The sequence below is a fragment of the Streptomyces bluensis genome (assembly GCF_014650715.1).
GTDB lineage: Bacteria > Actinomycetota > Actinomycetes > Streptomycetales > Streptomycetaceae > Streptomyces > Streptomyces bluensis.
Genome location: NZ_BMVM01000010.1, coordinates 222,903 through 242,274, shown reverse-complemented (window position 1 = coordinate 242,274; position 19,372 = coordinate 222,903). Strand labels below are relative to the sequence as shown.

The 19,372-nt window shown below is 71.1% G+C and carries 18 protein-coding genes, 1 tRNA gene and 1 pseudogene; 12 read left to right on the top strand and 8 right to left on the bottom strand.

Going from position 1 to position 19,372, the window contains the following annotated elements:
- Positions 1 to 58 precede the first annotated feature (58 nt).
- Entirely contained in the window at positions 59 to 748 is a 690-nt protein-coding gene (phoU, locus tag IE262_RS24525; protein WP_134033287.1) for a phosphate signaling complex protein PhoU, read from the bottom strand.
- Between the two features lie 282 nt (positions 749 to 1,030).
- Between phoU and phoR the strand changes: the two genes are divergently transcribed.
- Both phoR and phoP read left to right on the top strand, forming a co-directional pair.
- On the top strand, positions 1,031 to 2,287 hold the full coding sequence (gene phoR / locus IE262_RS24520; protein WP_189876508.1) for a two-component system sensor histidine kinase PhoR: 1,257 nt from the start codon (positions 1,031 to 1,033) through the stop codon (positions 2,285 to 2,287).
- 5 nt (positions 2,288 to 2,292) lie between these two features.
- A complete protein-coding gene (phoP, locus tag IE262_RS24515) occupies positions 2,293 to 2,964 on the top strand; it encodes a two-component system response regulator PhoP (protein WP_464823599.1) in 672 nt (223 codons plus the stop codon).
- Positions 2,965 to 3,049: 85 nt separating this feature from the next.
- Here phoP and IE262_RS24510 read toward each other — a convergent pair whose 3' ends face one another.
- Positions 3,050 to 3,742: a copper chaperone PCu(A)C domain-containing protein gene (locus IE262_RS24510; RefSeq protein WP_189876506.1), complete on the bottom strand. Its 693-nt coding sequence runs from the start codon at positions 3,740 to 3,742 to the stop codon at positions 3,050 to 3,052.
- A gap of 621 nt (positions 3,743 to 4,363) precedes the next feature.
- Between IE262_RS24510 and IE262_RS24505 the strand changes: the two genes are divergently transcribed.
- Positions 4,364 to 4,846, top strand: coding sequence for a CarD family transcriptional regulator (locus IE262_RS24505; RefSeq protein WP_003953493.1), 483 nt, complete (start codon positions 4,364 to 4,366; stop codon positions 4,844 to 4,846).
- A 128-nt stretch (positions 4,847 to 4,974) separates the two neighbouring features.
- Here IE262_RS24505 and IE262_RS24500 read toward each other — a convergent pair whose 3' ends face one another.
- Complete coding sequence (locus IE262_RS24500) at positions 4,975 to 5,121, bottom strand: hypothetical protein (protein ID WP_166681585.1); 147 nt, start codon at positions 5,119 to 5,121, stop codon at positions 4,975 to 4,977.
- A gap of 68 nt (positions 5,122 to 5,189) precedes the next feature.
- Between IE262_RS24500 and ispD the strand changes: the two genes are divergently transcribed.
- The 5 genes from ispD (at position 5,190) to IE262_RS24475 (ending at position 11,223) form a co-directional block, all read left to right on the top strand.
- The gene (gene ispD / locus IE262_RS24495; protein WP_189876504.1) at positions 5,190 to 5,927 is read left to right on the top strand and encodes a 2-C-methyl-D-erythritol 4-phosphate cytidylyltransferase; all 738 of its coding nucleotides are present in this window, start codon (positions 5,190 to 5,192) and stop codon (positions 5,925 to 5,927) included.
- On the top strand, positions 5,917 to 6,456 hold the full coding sequence (gene ispF, locus IE262_RS24490) for a 2-C-methyl-D-erythritol 2,4-cyclodiphosphate synthase (protein WP_189876502.1): 540 nt from the start codon (positions 5,917 to 5,919) through the stop codon (positions 6,454 to 6,456). The genes ispD and ispF overlap by 11 nt, the downstream gene beginning before the upstream one ends.
- Positions 6,457 to 6,873: 417 nt before the next feature.
- Entirely contained in the window at positions 6,874 to 8,274 is a 1,401-nt protein-coding gene (gene cysS / locus IE262_RS24485) for a cysteine--tRNA ligase (protein WP_134033302.1), read from the top strand.
- Positions 8,275 to 8,395: 121 nt separating this feature from the next.
- On the top strand, positions 8,396 to 9,337 hold the full coding sequence (gene rlmB / locus IE262_RS24480; RefSeq protein ID WP_134033305.1) for a 23S rRNA (guanosine(2251)-2'-O)-methyltransferase RlmB: 942 nt from the start codon (positions 8,396 to 8,398) through the stop codon (positions 9,335 to 9,337).
- Positions 9,338 to 9,486: 149 nt separating this feature from the next.
- Positions 9,487 to 11,223: a DoxX family membrane protein gene (locus tag IE262_RS24475; RefSeq protein WP_189876500.1), complete on the top strand. Its 1,737-nt coding sequence runs from the start codon at positions 9,487 to 9,489 to the stop codon at positions 11,221 to 11,223.
- 151 nt (positions 11,224 to 11,374) lie between these two features.
- Here IE262_RS24475 and IE262_RS24470 read toward each other — a convergent pair whose 3' ends face one another.
- From IE262_RS24470 to IE262_RS24460, 3 genes are all read right to left on the bottom strand, one after another.
- The gene (locus IE262_RS24470) at positions 11,375 to 12,106 is read right to left on the bottom strand and encodes a nucleotidyltransferase family protein (RefSeq protein WP_134033312.1); all 732 of its coding nucleotides are present in this window, start codon (positions 12,104 to 12,106) and stop codon (positions 11,375 to 11,377) included.
- 102 nt (positions 12,107 to 12,208) lie between these two features.
- Positions 12,209 to 12,664 (bottom strand): hypothetical protein, encoded by a 456-nt coding sequence (locus IE262_RS24465; protein ID WP_134033315.1) that lies wholly within the window; start codon positions 12,662 to 12,664, stop codon positions 12,209 to 12,211.
- Positions 12,665 to 12,859: 195 nt separating this feature from the next.
- On the bottom strand, positions 12,860 to 13,948 hold the full coding sequence (locus tag IE262_RS24460) for an ABC transporter ATP-binding protein (RefSeq protein WP_134033318.1): 1,089 nt from the start codon (positions 13,946 to 13,948) through the stop codon (positions 12,860 to 12,862).
- Positions 13,949 to 14,198: 250 nt separating this feature from the next.
- Between IE262_RS24460 and IE262_RS24455 the strand changes: the two genes are divergently transcribed.
- A tRNA-Thr gene (locus IE262_RS24455) sits at positions 14,199 to 14,275 on the top strand.
- 135 nt (positions 14,276 to 14,410) lie between these two features.
- Here IE262_RS24455 and IE262_RS40380 read toward each other — a convergent pair.
- Positions 14,411 to 14,533, bottom strand: a pseudogene (locus tag IE262_RS40380) (flotillin domain-containing protein); the annotation flags it as partial.
- A 513-nt stretch (positions 14,534 to 15,046) separates the two neighbouring features.
- Between IE262_RS40380 and IE262_RS24445 the strand changes: the two are divergent.
- On the top strand, positions 15,047 to 16,282 hold the full coding sequence (locus IE262_RS24445) for a mannose-binding protein (RefSeq protein ID WP_189876496.1): 1,236 nt from the start codon (positions 15,047 to 15,049) through the stop codon (positions 16,280 to 16,282).
- A 60-nt stretch (positions 16,283 to 16,342) separates the two neighbouring features.
- On the opposite strand, the gene IE262_RS24440 is transcribed toward IE262_RS24445, so the two are convergent.
- The gene (locus IE262_RS24440; RefSeq protein ID WP_166681586.1) at positions 16,343 to 16,675 is read right to left on the bottom strand and encodes a WhiB family transcriptional regulator; all 333 of its coding nucleotides are present in this window, start codon (positions 16,673 to 16,675) and stop codon (positions 16,343 to 16,345) included.
- A 172-nt stretch (positions 16,676 to 16,847) separates the two neighbouring features.
- On the opposite strand from IE262_RS24440, the gene IE262_RS24435 reads away from it, so the two are divergent.
- Positions 16,848 to 17,555, top strand: coding sequence for an AAA family ATPase (locus IE262_RS24435; protein WP_134033327.1), 708 nt, complete (start codon positions 16,848 to 16,850; stop codon positions 17,553 to 17,555).
- A gap of 212 nt (positions 17,556 to 17,767) precedes the next feature.
- Positions 17,768 to 19,369: an FAD-binding oxidoreductase gene (locus tag IE262_RS24430; RefSeq protein WP_189876494.1), complete on the top strand. Its 1,602-nt coding sequence runs from the start codon at positions 17,768 to 17,770 to the stop codon at positions 19,367 to 19,369.
- Positions 19,370 to 19,372: the final 3 nt, after the last annotated feature.

Here is a 19,372-nt window from a genome sequence, read left to right as displayed (position 1 = left end):
GCGCATCAACGGCGCACTGAGGCTCGCGCACGCCCGACCCGTACCAGCCGGAGAGGCCCTACGCCCCCTCGACCCCCGTCACCGGCTGGATCTCCGGCTGGATCTCGTCCGCGTGCTCGCCCGTCACCAGGTACACCACGCGCTTGGCCACGGACACGGCGTGGTCCGCGAAGCGCTCGTAGTAGCGGCCCAGCAGGGTGACGTCCACCGCGGTCTCGATGCCGTGCTTCCAGCGATCGTCGATGAGGTGCTGGAAGAGGGTGCGGTGGAGGAGGTCCATCTCGTCGTCGTCCTGCTCCAGCTGCAGGGCCAGGTCCACGTCCTTGGTGATGAGGACCTCCGCCGCCTTCGCCATCAGACGCTGGGCCAGCTGGCCCATCTCCAGGATCGTGGCGTGCAGGTCCCGCGGGACGGCCCGCTCCGGGAACCGCAGGCGGGCCAGCTTCGCCACGTGCTGGGCCAGGTCGCCCGAGCGCTCCAGGTCGGCGCTCATGCGCAGCGACGTCACGACGATACGGAGGTCCGTCGCCACCGGCTGCTGGCGGGCGAGCAGGGCTATCGCGCGCGCTTCCAGGTCGTGCTGGAGGTCGTCGACCTTCTTGTCGGCCTCGATCACGCTCTCCGCCAGCTTCAGGTCGGAGTCGAGGATGGCCGTCGTGGCGCGCCCGATCGCCGACCCGACCAGCCGGGCCATCTCGACCAGGTCATCGCCGATCGAGTCAAGTTCCTCGTGGTACGCGTCCCGCATCAGGGTCCCTCTTCTCTAACGTCTCTTTCGGGGGTTCCAGGCGCTCCGGGGTTTCCACCAGCCACGTCCACCATCGGACGCCGCCGCGTACGGCGCCTCTCGGCCAACCGGCCGCCAGGAGGCCAGATGAACCCCACGCTGTCACGTTCCGCCCCGCACGCGTCCGTTTCCGACATCACAAATGAACCAATACTGGCTCCAAGGTGAACTCTGGGCGACGAGTGTTCGAGCTCGCACACTGATGGCTGTGGCCAGGCACGACGTCGTGCCTAACCTGTTCGCATGGACGTGAACGCGGCGGTCGCCGCAGCGGCAGCGATCGCCGGTGTGCTCACCGGTGTCATCGCCATGCTGGCGTTCCGCTGGAGCGAGCGCGAGCAGAAGCGTCCCACCCGGACCTCCCTGCACACGGACCCGGTGCTGCCGCCCGGCGTCGACACCGTGCTGTCCGTGCTCCGCTCCTCGGCCGTCGTGCTCGACGAGGGCGACAGCGTCGTCAAGGCCAGCTCCGCCGCGTACGCCCTCGGGCTGGTGCGCGGGGGCAAGCTCGCCATCGAGCCCATGATGCAGATGGCGCGGGACACCCGGCGCGACGGCGAGATACGCCAGGTGGAGCTGGACCTTCCCCGGCGCGGCACCGGCCGCGGCGAGGCCCTCGCGGTGTCCGCGCGCGTGGCCCCGCTGGGCTCCCGGCTCGTCCTGCTGCTGGTCGAGGACCTCACCGAGGCCCGCCGCATAGAGGCCGTACGACGGGACTTCGTGGCCAACGTCAGTCATGAGCTGAAGACGCCCGTCGGAGCGCTCTCCCTCCTCTCCGAGGCCGTCATGGGAGCCAGCGACGACCCCGAGGCGGTGGAGCGCTTCGCCGGGCGCATGCAGATCGAGGCGACCCGGCTGACGAACCTCGTGCAGGAACTCATCGACCTCTCGCGCGTGCAGAACGACGACCCGCTGGAGGACGCCGAGCCCGTACGGGTGGACGAACTGGTCGCCGAGGCCATCGACCGGTGCCGCCACCAGGCCGGCACCAAGCAGATCACCATGGCCGCCGGCGGCACCGCCGACCTGCATGTGTGGGGCAACCGCGGCCAGCTCGCCGCGGCTCTCGGCAACCTCGTCGAGAACGCCGTCAACTACTCGCCCGCCCGCACCCGCGTCGGCATCGCCGCCCGCAGGGTGAGCGCGCCGGGCGGGGACCTGATCGAGGTCGCCGTGACCGACCAGGGCATCGGCATCTCCGAGAAGGACAAGGAGCGCATCTTCGAGCGCTTCTACCGCGTCGACCCCGCCCGGTCCCGCCACACGGGCGGCACGGGCCTCGGTCTCGCGATCGTCAAGCACGTGGCCGCCTCGCACGGCGGGGAGGTCACGGTGTGGAGCTCCGAGGGTCAGGGCTCCACGTTCACCCTCAGACTGCCGGAGGCGGGCGCGGCCCGCGACCGCGCGTCGCAGCACCCGGACCTCGACGACGAGGACGGACAACCCACCACCGAAACATCCCCGTACGAACCGTTTCCCGCCCCGGAGGTCCTCCCGTGACCCGAGTGCTTGTCGTCGAGGACGAGGAGTCCTTCTCCGACGCTCTGTCCTACATGCTTCGCAAGGAGGGCTTCGAGGTCGCCATCGCGACCACCGGGCCCGACGGCCTCGACGAGTTCGAGCGCAACGGCGCCGACCTCGTCCTCCTCGACCTCATGCTGCCCGGGCTGCCGGGCACCGAGGTCTGCCGCCAGCTGCGCGGCCGCTCCAACGTCCCGGTGATCATGGTTACGGCCAAGGACAGCGAGATCGACAAGGTCGTGGGCCTGGAAATAGGAGCCGATGACTATGTCACCAAGCCCTTCTCCTCGCGCGAGCTGGTGGCGCGCATCCGGGCCGTGCTGCGCCGCCGCGGCGAGCCCGAGGAGGTGGCCCCGGCCGCGCTGGAGGCGGGCCCGGTCCGCATGGACGTCGACCGCCATGTGGTCACGGTCTCGGGCTCCAAGGTCGACCTGCCCCTCAAGGAGTTCGACCTGCTGGAGATGCTCCTGCGCAACGCGGGACGCGTACTGACCCGTATGCAGCTCATCGACCGCGTCTGGGGCGCCGACTACGTGGGCGACACCAAGACCCTCGACGTCCACGTCAAGCGCCTCCGCGCGAAGATCGAGCCGGACCCGGGTGCGCCGCGGTACCTCGTGACGGTGCGTGGACTCGGATACAAGTTCGAGCCGTAGGCCGGCCCGGCAGAGATGAAGAGCAAGCGGAAGGGCCGCACTCCCTCACAGGAGTGCGGCCCTTCCGCTTGCGTCTGTACGAGGCTCAGTTCTCGGCAGAGCCCTGGCTCTGCGAGGCCGATGCCGACGCCGCGGCGTCGGGGGCCTCGCCGCCCGCGCCCACCGACGCCGACGCCGAGCCCGAGGGGGTCCCGGACGGGGAGCCGGACGGCGCCTTGGGGCTGTTCGACGGGCTGGCGCTCGGCGACGGCACCGTCGGCATCTCGCTCGGGCCCCACTTCTCGAAGTAGCTCTCGGCCGGGACGACGAACGCCCGCAGGCTCACGTCGCCGGTGCTGCTGAAGGTGAAGGTGATCGCCTGGGCGTTGCCGTCCTTGACGGCCGCGGGCGTCTTCGGCAGCACCGCGGAGGCGTTGCCCTCGCCGCCGATGACGACGGAGCCGCCGGCCGGGATGGTCAGCTTGCCCGTGCCCTTCGCGGGGCTGAGCTCGGCGGACCTGCCGGTGCCGGCGACCGTGACGGCCTCCAGCGTCTGGGCGGTGCGGCCGGTGTTGAACACGGTCGCGGAGATCACGGCCGGGCCCGTCGACGACTCCAGGCTGGGCTGGGTGACGACGATCGCGTTCTGGACCTTGATGTCACCGACGGCCGTGGCCGCGTTGTCCGGCTTGACCTCCAGAGTCTGGGCGTTGTTGCCGGCACCGCACGCGGCGAGCGAGGCGATCGAGAACGCGATGGCGGTGGCGGCAAGGGTGCCGCGTCGAAGGCTGCTGCTCACTGCGGCGGCGTCTCCTTGGGCGTGGGCGATACGGGTGCGGGCGGCCGTACGGCCGTAAAGCCGCCCTAAGGGTTGGTCAGCGGGCCTAGGCTACCGAGCCGTTCCGCGGCCCCCGCACCCGACCCTCCCTTGAGCCGACACCATCGCCCGGGAAGCGCCACCGGTGATGTCCCCTCGTGTCACATTCACATAAGCCCCAGTGGCCTCTTTGGTGGCAGCTGAGGATTTCCCGTACGGAATGCATGACCCCACCGAAAATTGATCACCGCCAACGGCTGAAGACCGTCACTCGACCATCCCCCGACTCTCCCCTTGATCAATTCCGGATTCGTCTCGGATCCGTCTCCACCCGCCGAACGGAGTAGCGTGACTCGCACACTTGGGGGTGGGCATAACGGGACATTTGACCGCCGTTGGCGCGCTCCGGATGCGTGTAACGTGCGCGTTTCGCTCCGCCCGCAGAGCTGCTCCCACCTGCGAATACCCCGCCTCGTTCCCCCTCCGAAGCACGTTCCTGTTGCTGTTGTCAAGCCCCGAGATATGCCCTGACCTGCGAAAACGCCATTCAGAAGACGCCGTATCCGTGTTACCCTGGATAGCCACGGAAGGGGTACCTGTCACATGACGTTCAAGGTTGGCGACACCGTGGTCTATCCCCATCACGGGGCCGCGCTGATCGAGGCCATCGAAACTCGTCAGATCAAAGGCGTGGACAAGACCTACTTGGTGCTGAAGGTCGCCCAGGGCGACCTCACGGTGCGTGTGCCAGCGGACAATGCGGAGTTCGTCGGCGTGCGTGATGTGGTCGGTCAGGACGGACTGGACCGGGTCTTCGAGGTGCTGCGTGCGCCGTATGCCGAGGAGCCCACGAACTGGTCGCGTCGCTACAAGGCGAATCTGGAGAAGCTCGCCTCCGGTGATGTCATCAAGGTCGCGGAAGTCGTGCGTGACCTGTGGCGTCGTGAGCGTGAGCGCGGGCTTTCCGCCGGTGAGAAGCGGATGCTCGCCAAGGCCCGGCAGATCCTGGTGAGTGAGCTCGCCCTCGCGGAGAACACGAACGAGGACAAGGCCGAGGCCCTGCTCGACGAGGTCCTGGCGTCCTGAGGCCGGCGTAAGCAGCGCGCCGGCAGCTCGCTTCAGTGCAATGAAATGCCGTGGTGCCCGATGACGCAACAGCTGTCGCCGGGCGCTGCGGCATGTTCGGCTTCCGATGGCGGGCGCGCCGATATCCTTCACGGCCCGTTCATGCGTTCGTACGCCTGCGTCGTGCCGCCGTACCGCTTGCCGCCGTGCCGTACGTCGACGGGAAAGCTCCCCGATACTGGCGTGCCGGGCCCGGGCAGCTGGCTCGACCAGACGTCACGGAAGGGTTCGGTCAAGGCTCGCGCCCGGCACTCCCCACAGGCCATACCCACGCATGCCGAGCACACAAACCTGACAGGAACCGATGTCTGAAGATCCGCGCCCTCGTACGGCGGCCGTGATCCCCGCCGCGGGCCGGGGCGTGCGCCTCGGTCCCGGTGCCCCCAAGGCGCTTCGTACGCTGAACGGCACCCCGATGCTCATCCACGCGGTGCGCGCCATGGCCGCGTCGCGTGCCGTCTCCCTCGTGGTGGTGGTGGCGCCCCCCGACGACACCGCCGAGGTCAAGAGCCTGCTCGACACGCACGCGCTGCCCGAGCGGACCGACTTCCTCGTCGTACCGGGCGGCGGAAGCCGGCAGGAGTCGGTGAAACTCGGGCTGGACGCGCTGCCGCCCGGCATCGACATCGTGCTGGTCCACGACGCGGCCCGGCCGCTGGTGCCCGTGGACACGGTGGACACCGTCATCGAGGCCGTACGGGACGGGGCGCCCGCCGTCGTGCCGGCGCTGCCGCTCGCGGACACCGTCAAACAGGTCCAGCCGGCGGACACGCCCGGTGCGCCGGAGCCCGTGGTGGCGACCCCGGAGCGCTCCCGGCTGCGTGCCGTCCAGACCCCGCAGGGCTTCGATCGCGACACGCTCGTCCGAGCCCATGAGACGGTCACCGAGAACGTCACGGACGACGCGAGCATGGTCGAGCAGCTGGGGCTGCGGGTCGTGGTGGTGCCGGGGCACGAGGAGGCCTTCAAGGTCACCAGGCCCCTCGACCTGGTCCTCGCGGAGGCGGTCCTCGCACGGAGGAGGCTGAACGATGGCTTCTGAGCCGCCCGCGGGAGCCGGGGGAGCCGGGGGAGCCGGGGAAGCCGTCCCCTTCCCGCTGCCCCAGGTGGGCATCGGCACCGACATCCACGCCTTCGAGGACGGGCGGGAGCTGTGGTGCGCCGGGCTGCTCTGGGAGGGGGAGGGGCCCGGGCTGGCCGGCCACTCCGACGCGGACGTGGTCGCGCACGCCGCGTGCAACGCGCTCTTCTCGGCCGCCGGGCTGGGTGACCTGGGGCAGCACTTCGGCACCGGGCGCCCGGAGTGGTCCGGTGCGTCGGGGGTCGTGCTGCTCGCCGAGGCCGCCCGCATCGTGCGTGCGGCCGGGTACGCGATCGGGAACATCGCGGTCCAGGTCGTCGGCCCGCGTCCGAAGATCGGCAAGCGGCGGGACGAGGCGCAGAAGGTGCTGTCGGAGGCGGCGGGGGCTCCTGTGTCCGTCTCCGGGGCGACGACGGACGGGCTCGGGTTTCCGGGCCGGGACGAGGGCCTGATGGCGGTGGCGACGGCACTCGTCGTCCGAACCGGCTGACCCGCCGGGTCCGGACCGGTTGCCCCACCGGGCCTGACCCGCCGGGTCCGGACCGGTTGCCCCACCGGGGTTTCCTCGCCCCCGCCGCCCCTACCCGTCCCATCCCCAGGGGCTCCGCCCCTTCGACCCCGCCAAGGGGGCTACGCCCCCCTGGACCCCCAGGGATTCGGGGCTCCGCCCCGGACCCCGTTTCGGGGGCCAGCCCCCGGACCCCCGCTCCTCAAACGCCGGAGGGGCTGGATTGCCCGGGGGTCTGGGGGCGGAGCCCTCAGGGAAGGGATGGGACGGGTAGGGGTGGCGGGGGCGAGGAGAAGCATGACCCCGGCCCGCGGAGCATCACCGCACCCGCAGGTCACGAATGCGTGGACCTCGGGTCATGGGTCACTGCGCGCTGCCCGCGCCCACTACCCTGGAGTGGTGACTATTCGCCTGTACGACACCAGCGCCCGGCAGATCCGTGACTTCGCCCCGCTCAGGCCGGGTTGTGTCTCGATCTACCTGTGTGGCGCGACCGTGCAGGCCGCACCGCACATCGGGCACATCCGCTCGGGCCTCAACTTCGACATCATGCGCCGCTGGTTCGCGTACCGCGGCTACGAGGTGACGTTCATCCGGAACGTCACCGACATCGACGACAAGATCATCACCAAGTCGGCCGACCAGGGCCGCCCGTGGTGGGCGATCGGATACGAGAACGAGCGCGCGTTCAACGACGGCTACAGCGTGCTGGGATGCCTGCCGCCGACCTACGAGCCGCGCGCCACCGGGCACGTGACCGAGATGGTCGAGATGATGCGCGGGCTCATCGAGCGCGGGCACGCCTACGAGGCCGAGGGGAACGTGTACTTCGACGTGCGCTCCTTCCCGGAGTACCTGCAGCTGTCCAACCAGGAGTTGGAGAACCTGCTGCAGCCCTCCGGCGAGGGCGAGACCGGCAAGCGCGATCCCCGTGACTTCGCGATGTGGAAGGCCGCCAAGCCCGGTGAGCCGACCTGGGAGACACCGTGGGGACGCGGGCGGCCGGGCTGGCACCTGGAGTGCTCGGCCATGGCCCACAAGTACCTGGGCCGGGAGTTCGACATCCACGGCGGCGGGCTCGACCTGATCTTCCCGCACCACGAGAACGAGATCGCCCAGGCCAAGGCGTACGGCGACGAGTTCGCCCGGTACTGGGTGCACAACGCGTGGGTCACCATGAGCGGCGAGAAGATGTCGAAGTCCCTCGGGAACTCGGTGCTCGTCAGCGAGATGGTCAAGCGCTGGCGGCCCATCGTCCTGCGGTACTACCTCGGCACGCCGCACTACCGGTCGATGATCGAGTACAGCGACGACTCCCTGCGCGAGGCCGAGTCCGCGTTCGCCCGGATCGAGGGCTTCGTCCAGCGGGTCATGGAAATGGCCGGCGGTGCCGTCGAGCCGTCGGCCGAGGTGCCGCCCGCCTTCGCCGAGGCCATGGACGACGACCTCGGGGTGCCGCAGGCGCTCGCGGTCGTGCACACCACCGTCCGGCAGGGCAACTCCGCCCTCGCCGCCGACGACAAGGAAGCCGCCGTGGCACGCCTCGCCGAGGTCCGCGCCATGCTCGGCGTCCTCGGTCTCGACCCGCTCGATGAGCAGTGGGCGGGCGAGGACGACCGGGGCGAGGATCTGCACGGGGTCGTCGACAGCCTCGTACGGCTCGTGCTCGACCAGCGCGAGGCCGCCCGCGCCCGTAAGGACTGGGCGACGGCGGACGCCATCCGGGACCAGCTGAACCAGTCCGGTCTGACCATCGAGGACAGCCCGCAGGGACCTCGATGGTCCCTCGGATCGCGCTGAGCACTTCTTGATCGAAGCTTGATCGACTGTGCCGCCCGGCTCTCCGGGCGGCACACTGCATACGGACGCGGTGCGCGTTCCGCCACCAGAGACGACACAGACACACGGAGACAGGTAGGTCATGGCCGCAAACAACCGCCGCATGTCCGGCAAGAAGGGCGCGCAGGTCGGCAGCGGCGGCCAGCGGCGCCGGGGCCTTGAGGGCAAGGGGCCGACCCCGCCCGCCGAGATGCGCAAGGGCCACGCCAAGCAGCGCGCCGCGCAGGCCAAGTCGCGGCGGGCGACGGGACGGCCCCAGCCCAAGGGCCGGGGCGGCAGGTCCGCCGCCGAGCTGGTCGTCGGGCGCAACCCCGTCGTCGAGGCGCTGCGCGAGGGCGTGCCCGCGTCCACGCTGTACGTGCAGCAGTTCATCGACAACGACGAGCGGGTCCGCGAGGCGCTCCAGCTCGCCGCCGAGCGCGGGGGCATCAACCTCATGGAGGCCCCCCGCCCCGAGCTCGACCGCATGACGAACGGCCTCAACCACCAGGGCCTCGTCCTCCAGGTCCCGCCGTACGAGTACGCCCACCCCGAGGACCTCGCGGACGCCGCGTACGACGAGGGCGAGGACCCGCTGATCGTCGCCCTCGACGGAGTGACCGACCCGCGCAACCTCGGCGCCGTCGTCCGGTCCGTCTCCGCGTTCGGCGGGCACGGCGTCGTCGTGCCCGAGCGGCGCGCGGCCGGCATGACCGCCGGTGCCTGGAAGACGTCCGCCGGTACGGCCGCCCGTACGCCCGTCGCACGCGCCACCAACCTCACGCGCGCCCTGGAGGCGTACAAGAAGGCCGGGATCGTGGTCGTCGGACTCGCCGCCGACGGCGAGGTCGAGGTCGACGAACTGGAGGCGCTCGAAGGGCCCGTGGTCATCGTCGTCGGGAGCGAGGGCAAGGGGCTGTCCCGGCTCGTGGGCGAAACCTGCGACTTCCGGGTGCGGATTCCGATGCCGGGTGGCGCCGAATCGCTGAACGCCGGTGTGGCGGCGGGAGTCGTGCTGTACGAGGCGGCGCGCCGGCGCGCCTGACGCCACGTTTCAGCGGGTGTCCGGGAAATCCCGGATGGGCGCGATGCGGACCGTCTTGGTGTGAATGATCCCGGTACGGATGATCTTGATGCTGTCCGGACAGATCGGGGCGGTCAAGGCAGTGTCCTAACGTCACGTCACTCGGTTAGATGAGTGTGGACACCAGAACACCCCGCACACCCACGGGGGACCGCTCGTCGGGATTCGACGACGCTCCCGCGCTGAGCATGGTGAAGGTGCCGAGCGATCCGGCGCAGATCATCGTCAACCACGCGAGCTTCCGCGTGCAGTTGGGCGCCGCGCCGAGGGACCGGTCCCCGCGGATCGCAGGGCACACGAGCGCCACCGAGAACACCGGGCGCATCCCCGCCGCGGGCGCGGCGGGCCGGTCCGGCGCGGCTGCCGGTACCCGCCGCCGGGCTCCCGTCGTCTGGAGCGGGAGGTCCGCACCCGACGACACCGGCGCCCACCGGCTGCTGCAGGCGGTGCGGAACACGAGCGTGCACCACCAAGCGGCAGACCCGGCGGGTGACGCCGGCGCGACCCAGGTCATCCCACGCATCGACGGCACCGGACACGGCCGGTACGACGGCGACCTGACCGTCGAGACGGTCGAGACCCCCGTCGTCGGCGCCCAGCGCAGCCACAGCGACCACGCCCCCTCCGGTGGCCGCATCCTGCCCGCCATGCGAGGCGTGGGCAGCGCGTACGACGAACCCGGGTACGGGGACGCCGGTTACGACGCATCCGGTTACGACGATCCCCGTTACGCCGAACCGGGTTACGCGGACGAGGAGTTCGAGGAGCCGTACGAGGACGCCGATGCGCGGCGCACGGCCGGGCGCCACGGCGACGAGCTGACAACAGCCGCTGCCGCGGCGGGGCTACGGCACGCCTATTACCCGGGCCGCCGTATGAACCTCGGCGTGGTGCTGCTGCCGCTGCGCGTTCTGCTCGGCTTCATCTCCGTCTACGCCGGCATGAGCAAGCTCTGCGACCCGCACTACTTCGACGGCGGCAAGCGCGGCTCCATGGTGAAGTGGCTCAGCACACTCCACCCGTGGGACATCGCCGAACCGCTCCGGCAGTTCGGCCTCGAACACCCCGTCGGCACCGGACTCGCCATCGCCTTCGCCCAGGTCGTCGTGGGCGTCCTCACGGTCCTCGGCCTGTGGCAGCGCGTCGCCGCCGTGTCCGGCGCCCTGCTGTCGGCCGCGCTGCTCGTCACCGTCAGCTGGAAGACCGCCCCCGCCTACGAGACGCCCGACATCATCTACCTCGCCGCCTGGTCCCCGCTGATCATCGCCGGCGCACCCGTCTACTCCACCGACGGCCGCCTCGCAGGCAACGCCTGGCGGCGGCTCGGCCCACGCGCGGAGATCTGGGAACTGCGGCGGTACGTGCTGCGCCGTGGCGCCCTCATCGCCACCGTCGTCGTCGGACTCACCCTCCTCGTCGGCTCGGTGCTCGGCGGAGCCGTCCGGGACGCCGACCGTGTCGTCGTCCCCGGCCCCGGCGAGGCCCCGCGCAACGAACTGCCCGGCTCGCCCGTCCCCGAGGAGACCGGCGGGAACAAGAAGCGCGCCCCGTCCGCCGTCAACTCGCCCACGCAGGGCGCCACATCCGCCAGCCCCTCCCAGGGCGCGAGCAGCCCGGGCGCGACCCGGGACGCGGGTGCCGTCACCGGCGGCCGGCCGAGCGAGACCCAGGGCACGGCCGGTCAGATCCCGCCCCGCCAGACGTCCCCCGGCCAGCAGGCCCCGAGTACCACCACGGGCCCGACCTCCAGCGGCGGCGCGTCGGGCGGCGCCGCCACGGGCGGCACGGGCAGCTCGGGCGGCTCCGACGCGGGCCGGGACGGACTCGTGGGCGGCCTCCTCGGGTAACGACCAGCGGCGCGTACGACGATGGGGTCCCGCACAGGAAACGTGCGGGACCCCATCGACGTACAACGGGACGTGCGGCCCGAGGGCTTGCGCGGTCCGAGGACTTGTGCGGTCCGACGTACTGGGCGGCCCGAGGGCCTCGGACCGGAGCTCAACGCCCCAGCGCCGCGAGCTCCTTCGCCGCCTCCGTCAGGTCCTTCGCCGTGTCGATGGCGCGCCAGTACGCGCCCTGCGGGATCGAGAAGCCCGCCAGACGGCGCTCACGGGCCAGGCGCGGGAACGTGGTGCGCTCGTGGTCGCCGCGCTCGGGGAGCAGGGAGGCGAACTCGGGCGAGAAGACATAGACACCCGCGTTGATTTCATACGTCGTCAGCGGGGCCTCGATGAAGTCCGTGACGCGGCCGAAGCCGTCCGTCTTCACGGCACCCCACGGGATGCGCGGGCGGGCGAGGGCGAGCGTGGCGACCGCGTCGCGCTCGGTGTGGAAGTCCGCCATGTCGCGGAGCGAGAAACGGGTCCAGATGTCGCCGTTCGCCGCGTACCAGGGCAGGTCGGGGCGGGGGAGGTGGGCGGCCGCGTACTTGAGGCCGCCGCCGCGGCCGAGGGGCTCCGTCTCGACGACCGTGGTGACGCGGACGGGCAGGTCGGCCGAGTCCAGCCACTTCTCCAGGACATCGGCGAGATGGCCGCAGGAGACGACCACATCGGTCACTCCCTCCTCGGCGAGCCAGGCGAGCTGATGGCCGATGATCGGGGTGCCCGTGCCGGGGATCTCGACCATGGGCTTGGGCCGGTCGTCGGTGTACGGACGCAGCCGGGAGCCCTGGCCACCGGCCAGGACGACGGCTTGAACGGGGCGCGACGCGGCGTTCGGATCGGTCATGACCGGAACTGTACGTGGCGCCCCGTTCGCGGGAGCACGACCCTGGGGCTCGGGGCGCGGCCGTCACCGCATGGGCGGAGGGCGGGCGGGCCCTGCGGGTGCTCAGCCGTGCTGGGTCAGCACGCCGGACGCGAAGGACGTGTCGCAGACCGGGCGGGCGTACGACTGGGCGCGGGACGGGCCGTACACCCTGACGGCCGCGCGGCCCAGGGTGCGGGCGATCGACCTGCAGTGACGGGCCAGCGACGGGCGGCCGTTCACGGCCTGCTGGAGGTGGGTGAGGGCGACGCCCGGGTCCTGCTCCTGGAGCTCCAGCAGCAGCTTGTCGCGCAGCACCTCGTGCGCGGCACGGGCCTTGGTGCGGGCCTTGGTGCCCGAGGGGGCCTCGGCGGCGGCGAGCACCGAGTCCGAGGAGGAGCCCCCGGACCAGTTGACCCGGGTCACCGCCAGGGTCCCGGAGAGCACCAGGACGACGGGGAGGACGAGGGCGAGGCTGCGGCCGATCCGGCGGGCGGGGCCCGGGCCGCGCTGGATCCGTTGGGTAGTGGTGTGCTTCACGCGAGCGAGGGTAGCGTGGGGTGGTTGTTCGGCGACACTCTGTCACCGGTTCGGGGGATGTAGAGGTGCGGGATTGTGGGTAGGGGGTTGACGTGCATTGCTCGAAATGACCGGTTTTGCCGGAGTGTGTGCGAGCAGCGAAGAGGGCCCCGCGGTGGTCTGCGGGGCCCTCCTCGTCAACCTGGGGTGTGCGCGTCAGTCGGAGAGGCGCTCGCCCGTGGACGTCGAGAACACGTGGGTCTCGCCGGAGCGCGGGACGATGTGCAGGGTGCTGCCCTTCTCCGGGACGTCACGGCCGCTGACGCGGACGACGAGGTCCTTGGAGTCCTCGCCGACCTTGGCGGTGCCGTAGACGTACGCGTCGGCGCCGAGTTCCTCGACCACGTTCACGGTGACCGCGAGGCCCTGGTCGGAGTCGGAGCCGGCCACGTCGAAGTGCTCGGGGCGGACACCCACGGTGACGGTCTTGTCGGTGGTGGCGGCGATCGCGTCGCGCTGGACCGGCACCACGCTGTTGCCGAACTTCACGCCGCCGTCGGTGATCGGCACCTCGACCAGGTTCATGGCGGGGGAGCCGATGAAGCCGGCGACGAAGAGGTTGGCCGGGCGGTCGTACATGTTGCGCGGGGTGTCGACCTGCTGGAGCAGTCCGTCCTTGAGGACGGCCACGCGGTCGCCCATCGTCATGGCCTCGACCTGGTCGTGGGTGACGTAGACGGTGGTGATGCCGAGGCGGCGCTGGAGCGAGGCGATCTGCGTACGGGTGGAGACGCGGAGCTTGGCGTCCAGGTTGGACAGCGGCTCGTCCATGAGGAACACCTGCGGCTCACGCACGATGGCCCGGCCCATGGCGACACGCTGGCGCTGACCACCCGAGAGGGCCTTCGGCTTGCGGCCGAGGTACTCGGTCAGGTCCAGGATCTTCGCCGCGTCCTCGACCTTCTGGCGGATCTCGTCCTTCGGCACACCGGCGATCTTGAGCGCGAAGCCCATGTTGTCGGCGACGGTCATGTGCGGGTACAGCGCGTAGTTCTGGAACACCATGGCGATGTCCCGGTCCTTCGGCGGCAGGTGCGTGACGTCGCGGTCACCGATGCGGATGGCGCCGCCGTTGACGTCCTCCAGTCCGGCGAGCATCCGCAGCGAGGTGGACTTGCCGCAGCCGGACGGGCCGACCAGGACGAGGAACTCCCCGTCCTCGATGTGGATGTCGAGCGCGTCCACGGCGGGCTTCTCGGTGCCCGGGTAGATCCGGGTCGCCTTGTCGAACGAGACAGTGGCCATGGGTCGTAGGCCCCCTTCACCGGCAGGAACGTGCCGGACGATCCGTTGTGGAAGGTGGTGCCACTACGGATGATTCCGTGGTGGCTGGTCCACGCGGGTGGACTGGATCAGGACGGTACCTGGCGTTCACCTGGTCTGTCAGCAGTCCGGCCCCTGTGAACTTCGGGGGAATTCTCGACGGGTGTCGGCCGGGACGTGGGTACACTGCACGGGCGTGCATGCGTGAGCGACTCCGCGCACCCGTGCACGGGCCTCCTTAGCTCAGCTGGTCAGAGCGCCGCTCTTGTAAAGCGAAGGTCGTCGGTTCGAATCCGACAGGGGGCTCCAACAGCATGGACGACCCGCCGCGGGGCGCGTGATCTCGGTGGTTTCCGCCATGGTCGGGATTCCGCGGCGGGGCCGCCCGCGGGCGGCGAGCTTGCCGGTCGATGGGCTGGTCTTGGTGGCGCCTTTCCGTTGGCCTCGGCGGCTCTGGCCGGCACCGTCCGCGGAGATGACGGTCATCTTGTCCACGGCGCTCAGCGGCTCGGACGCCTTGGCGACGACCTGCGGCAGCACCTCGGCGAGCATCTGCAGAAGGAGAGCCGCACGACGGGGCAGCGGGTGCGGGCCGTCCGGCCAACTCTTCGTGGAACCCGCCGTGTTGGGGGCGGCCGCCCCCGCTATGATCGCCCTGGCCGCCGCACCGGCCCTGGCCGCCAAAGCGCCGGCCGCGCCCCCCAACACGTTCACCCCCTGCACCTACGGCAACGGCTACAACGCTCAGGCGTCGTTCCGGGCTTGAGGCGGCTTCTTCTCGATGTTCGTCGTGCCCCTGGGCCGTGCACCAGTGTCACCCTCTCCGGGAAGGCCAATGAATCGGTCGATCTCCAGGTGTTCAACTCCGGCGAAAGCCGCCACGGAGGTGTTCGAGAGGTGATCGTCGCGGGCCGCACCTCTGCCGGTGAGCGCCGCCGGCGCGCGGAGCCTCTGAGGCCGTCCGGGGCCTGCCCCGTCCCGGAGAGCGGGCGCGGGGCAACTCGCAGGTGGCCGCAGCACTCTTCATCTCCGGGGCGGAACTCCATACCAATGACCGGCTTTTGCTGAGGGGAACACTGAATGGCTGCCCAACGAAACACCGGACAGGACACGACACCCGAGCCCGCGAGGGGCACGGCCCAGGCTCAGGAGGTGAGCGCCGTGCTGTCCCCCTCCGGACCGCAGGCCGACGCCGAGCGTGCTCGCGGCCGGAAGGGGCCGGAGGCGGGCGAGTCCGGGAAGGGGGCCAAGGGGGGCGCCGAGGAGGCCGCCAAGGAAGGCGCCGAGGAGGCCGCCAAGGAAGGCGCCGAGGAGGCCGCCAAGGAAGGCGCCGAGGAGCGGGCAGACACCGCCGACGCCCCGATCCACGGGCTGGGCCGGAAGTCGGGCGGCACGGGCGGGCCGGTCACCGTGAGCGGGGCCACCGTGGGCGGGCCCACCGCACGCCTGACCTCGGCGCTTGCCAGGGCCAAGGCCGAGGCCAAAGCCGAAGCCGAGGCGGAGAAGAAGACCACCGCGACCTCGGCGGCACGGGCCGAGAAGTCCGGCGGCACGACGTCCCTGGCGGTGGCGGTGGGCCAGGACGGCTTGCCCCCTGAGGGCGAAGACCCCACGGCGGCGCACCGTGGGCGCCCGAAGAAGCCGATGCTGGCCGCCGCGGCCATGGCTGGTGCCGTGCTCCTCTCCGTCCCTCTCCTGCTGATGGCAGGCGGAAACGACAAGGACGACCAGCGCGGCCGGACACAGGGCGTGGCGCTCGGCGCCGACACGACTCTCGGCGCGGATGAGCCGCACATGGCCCCGGGCGACTACGCCACAGGGAAGCCCACCGCCTCCCCGAGCGCCAGCCCGTCGAAGACACCTGCCACCAAGCCCAAGGCAGCGGGCACGCCGTCCGCGGAGTCATCCCGGGAACCGGAGTCCCGGAAGAGCACCCCCGACCGTGTTGAGCCGGCCGGGTCGAAGACCGTGGTCGAGAAGCCCAAGTCCTCGAAGTGGACGACCAAGACCGTCTCGGCCGGCAGCCAGCTCGTCTCCGGCCAGTCCTGGTGGACGAACCGGATCAGGATGACCATGCAGGGGGACGGCAACCTCGTCGTCTACAACGAGGACAACGATCCGATCTGGGCGGCCGGCGTCTTCGGCGAGAACCACAAGGTCCGCTTCCAGAAGGACGGCAACCTGGTCGTCTACACCGCCGACGACCGTCCCGTGTGGGCCTCCCGGACCAATGGTCACGAGGGAGCGAAGCTGGTCCTCCGCACGGACGGCAAGGTGGCCGTCGTGGACGGCAACACCACGATCTGGAGCACCTGACCGCCCCTGCACCCGCCGGCAGGCCGTCCCCGCGGGTGACGGCCTGCCGCCTGCGGGCGCTCAGGCGCTCGCGCCGTCGGGTCGCCCCGGGCCGGGCAGTTCCGCGAGGGCTTTGGCGTACTCGGTGACGAGTGCCCGCCTCATGGTCTTGGAGCCCAGTCGGTGCCGTAACCGTTTGCGCAGTTCTCTGCGCTGCCAGGGGGTGGTGGCGCCCCAGATGCCGTCAGTGGACAGGGCCGGGTTGGTCAGTGCCCAGATGAAGCACGCTCGTATCGCCGGGCAGCGGCGGCACATGGTGGTGGCGGCGATCACCTCGCCGCTGTGCGGGTTGTAGTCGTCGAGGAAGAACCCGTACGTCGTCGTGCATGGTTCGCGTCCCGTCAACGGTGGCATGGGCAGGATTCCTCGGTGACTCATGGGCTTCTTTCTCTTGTCCGAGCTCTTCTTCCGCATCGAGCTCACTCACTCAGCACGATGAGATCGACGGCGGGACGGTTCAGCCCGGGCACGGGGAGAGTAGGTGGAGAGGCTGTGGCTCAGCGGTCGGCCATGGAAGACTCACCACATGATCGTCGAACGTGCGTACGCACACGTGGGCTCCTACGACGAAGGGACGTGGCCGTGGTCCCTGCCCTGTGTGCGCGGGCTCCTCACGGACGGGCTGCGCTTCACCGCGCCGGTGACGTTTCTCGTCGGCGAGAACGGCTCCGGCAAGTCGACGCTGGTCGAGGCTCTGGCGGAGGGCTTCGGTCTGGACCCCTGGGGCGGTTCGCACGACTGGCGCTACGCCAGCCACCGCCGTAAGTCCAAGCTGGGCGAACGCATCCGCTTCGACGCCGCACCGCGCGGACGGCGCATGCTCGGCAGCTGGTCGGCCCGCAAGGGGTTCTTCCTGCGCGCGGAGACGGCGATGGACGCGCTGAACCGGGAAGGATACGCGCCCGACTCGGTCAGCCACGGTGAGGGATTTCTCGCCGCGTTCCGGGGGGCCTTCATGGAGCCCGGCCTGTACGTGATGGACGAGCCGGAGGCGGCGCTGTCCTTCTCCTCCTGCCTGGAACTCCTCGGGCATGTCAACCACTTGGCCAGGAGCGGCGGCCAGGTCGTCTGCGCCACCCACTCCCCGCTGCTGACCGCGCTGCCGGGCGCCGACATCGTCGAGGTCGGGGAGCACGGCCTGCGCCGGGTGGAGTGGCAGGAGCTCGCCCTCGTCGACCACTGGCGCCGTTATCTCGACAACCCACAGGCCTATCTGCGGCACGTCCTCGGCTGAGGCCCGGGGCACGCGAGAGGGCTCGCGAGAAGGAACGCAAGGGGGCTGGGTGCACCTTCGGGCCACCGGCCAGCCGGATTCCCGGCAGGCCCGGAGCTCCCTAGCGTCGGTGGTGTCAGCGCTGTCCAGCGCTGTCCGTGCTGTCGTGCTGTCGTGCTGCCGGCATTCGCGGCACACCGCACGGCCGCGCACCGCAGGAGGGAAGCCAGACCATGCCCGAGCCCACCCGACGACGTACCGTCCTGCGCGCCGCAGCCGTCGGCGCCGCCGCCGCGGCCGGGGCCTCGGCAGGCACTCAGCCTGCCGCCGCCGGCCCCTTACCGTCCGAAGCCGTCCCGGGGACACCCGTGACGCCCGTGACGCCCGACATCGTCCTCGACCCGCGCGACCCCCGTTACGCCGCCCTCGCCGCCCGCGGCTACAACCGCCGGTTCACCGGCCGCCCCCGGCGGATCCACCTCCCCACCACGACCGGCCAGGTGGTGCACGCGGTCCAGGAAGCCGTACGCCGGGGCGAGCACGTCGTGGCGCGCGGCGGCGGACACTGCTTCGAGGACTTCGTCGACAACGACGGCGTCCGTGTCATCGTGGACCTGTCCCGGATGACAGCCGTGCGCTACGACGACGCGCGGAAGGCGTTCATGGTCGAGGCGGGCAGCAGCCTGGGCGCGGCCTACCGGGCGCTGTTCGTCGGCTGGGGCGTGACGCTGCCCGCCGGCTGGTGCCCCGAGGTGGGGGTGGGTGGCCATGTCCCGGGCGGCGGGTACGGCACGCTGTGCCGGCTGCACGGACTGTCCGTGGACCGGCTGTACGCCGTCGAGGTGGTCGTCGTGGACCGGGCGGGCCGGGCCCGTGCGGTGATCGCCACCGGCGACGAGAACGACCCGAACCGGGACCTGTGGTGGGCCCACACCGGCGGCGGGGCCGGCAGCTTCGGCATCGTCACCCGCTTCTGGTTCCGTGACCTGCCCGAGCCGCCCGCCTCCGTGCTGTCCTTCCGCGTCGAGTGGCCCTGGAAGGGTCTCGGACGCGACGAGTTCACCCGCCTCGTCGGCAACTACGGCACCTGGACGGAGCACAACTCGGCCGCCGGGGCGCACGGCACCCGTCTGTACAGCGAGTTGGTCCTGTTCCGGGAGATGGCCGGCAACCACCTCCTCGTCGGCCAGGTCGCGGACACCGGTCAGGCCGCCCGCCGCCTCCTCGACGACCTGCTCACCGCGCTCGGCCGGGGCGTCGGGGCGCAGCCCTTCGTCCAGACCCACACACTGTCGTGGCTGACCGCGGCGTCCGTCATCGGCAGCCCGGACGACCCGGGCCCGCTCTACAGGCTGGCCGTGAAGTCGGCTTACGCGAAGCGGGGGCTGACGAGGGCCCAGATCCACACGGTGCACCACCACCTCACCCGGACCGACTACGACTACCCCGCCGGGATCGTCAGCCTCAACACCTACGGAGGCCGGGTCAACGCCGTGCCGACGGACGCGACAGCGGTCGCCCACCGCGACTCCGTGCTCAAGCTCATGTTCCTGACCGGCTGGGAGGGGGCCGCCGACGACGAGCGGCACCGCGGCTTCCTCCGCGAGCTCTACCGGGACGTGTACGCGGACACCGGCGGCGTCCCCGCCCGCACCGGCGCCTTCATCAACTACGCCGACGCCGACCTCGCCGACCCGCGCCACAACACCTCCGGCACGCCCTGGCACGTGCTCTACCACGGCGCCCACTATCCGGCGCTCCAGCGGGCGAAGGACCGCTGGGACCCGCGGAACGTCTTCCACCACCGGCTGTCCGTACGCCCCACCGGCCACTGAGAC

Coding starts and splice junctions, on each gene's coding strand:
- phoU (WP_134033287.1), bottom strand. CDS start 748: ATGCGGGACGCGTACCACGAGGAACTTGACTCGATCGGCGATGACCTG.
- phoR (WP_189876508.1), top strand. CDS start 1,031: ATGGACGTGAACGCGGCGGTCGCCGCAGCGGCAGCGATCGCCGGTGTG.
- IE262_RS24505 (WP_003953493.1), top strand. CDS start 4,364: ATGACGTTCAAGGTTGGCGACACCGTGGTCTATCCCCATCACGGGGCC.
- ispD (WP_189876504.1), top strand. CDS start 5,190: ATGTCTGAAGATCCGCGCCCTCGTACGGCGGCCGTGATCCCCGCCGCG.
- ispF (WP_189876502.1), top strand. CDS start 5,917: ATGGCTTCTGAGCCGCCCGCGGGAGCCGGGGGAGCCGGGGGAGCCGGG.
- rlmB (WP_134033305.1), top strand. CDS start 8,396: ATGGCCGCAAACAACCGCCGCATGTCCGGCAAGAAGGGCGCGCAGGTC.
- IE262_RS24475 (WP_189876500.1), top strand. CDS start 9,487: ATGAGTGTGGACACCAGAACACCCCGCACACCCACGGGGGACCGCTCG.
- IE262_RS24470 (WP_134033312.1), bottom strand. CDS start 12,106: ATGACCGATCCGAACGCCGCGTCGCGCCCCGTTCAAGCCGTCGTCCTG.
- IE262_RS24460 (WP_134033318.1), bottom strand. CDS start 13,948: ATGGCCACTGTCTCGTTCGACAAGGCGACCCGGATCTACCCGGGCACC.
- IE262_RS24445 (WP_189876496.1), top strand. CDS start 15,047: ATGGCTGCCCAACGAAACACCGGACAGGACACGACACCCGAGCCCGCG.
- IE262_RS24440 (WP_166681586.1), bottom strand. CDS start 16,675: ATGCCACCGTTGACGGGACGCGAACCATGCACGACGACGTACGGGTTC.
- IE262_RS24435 (WP_134033327.1), top strand. CDS start 16,848: ATGATCGTCGAACGTGCGTACGCACACGTGGGCTCCTACGACGAAGGG.
- IE262_RS24430 (WP_189876494.1), top strand. CDS start 17,768: ATGCCCGAGCCCACCCGACGACGTACCGTCCTGCGCGCCGCAGCCGTC.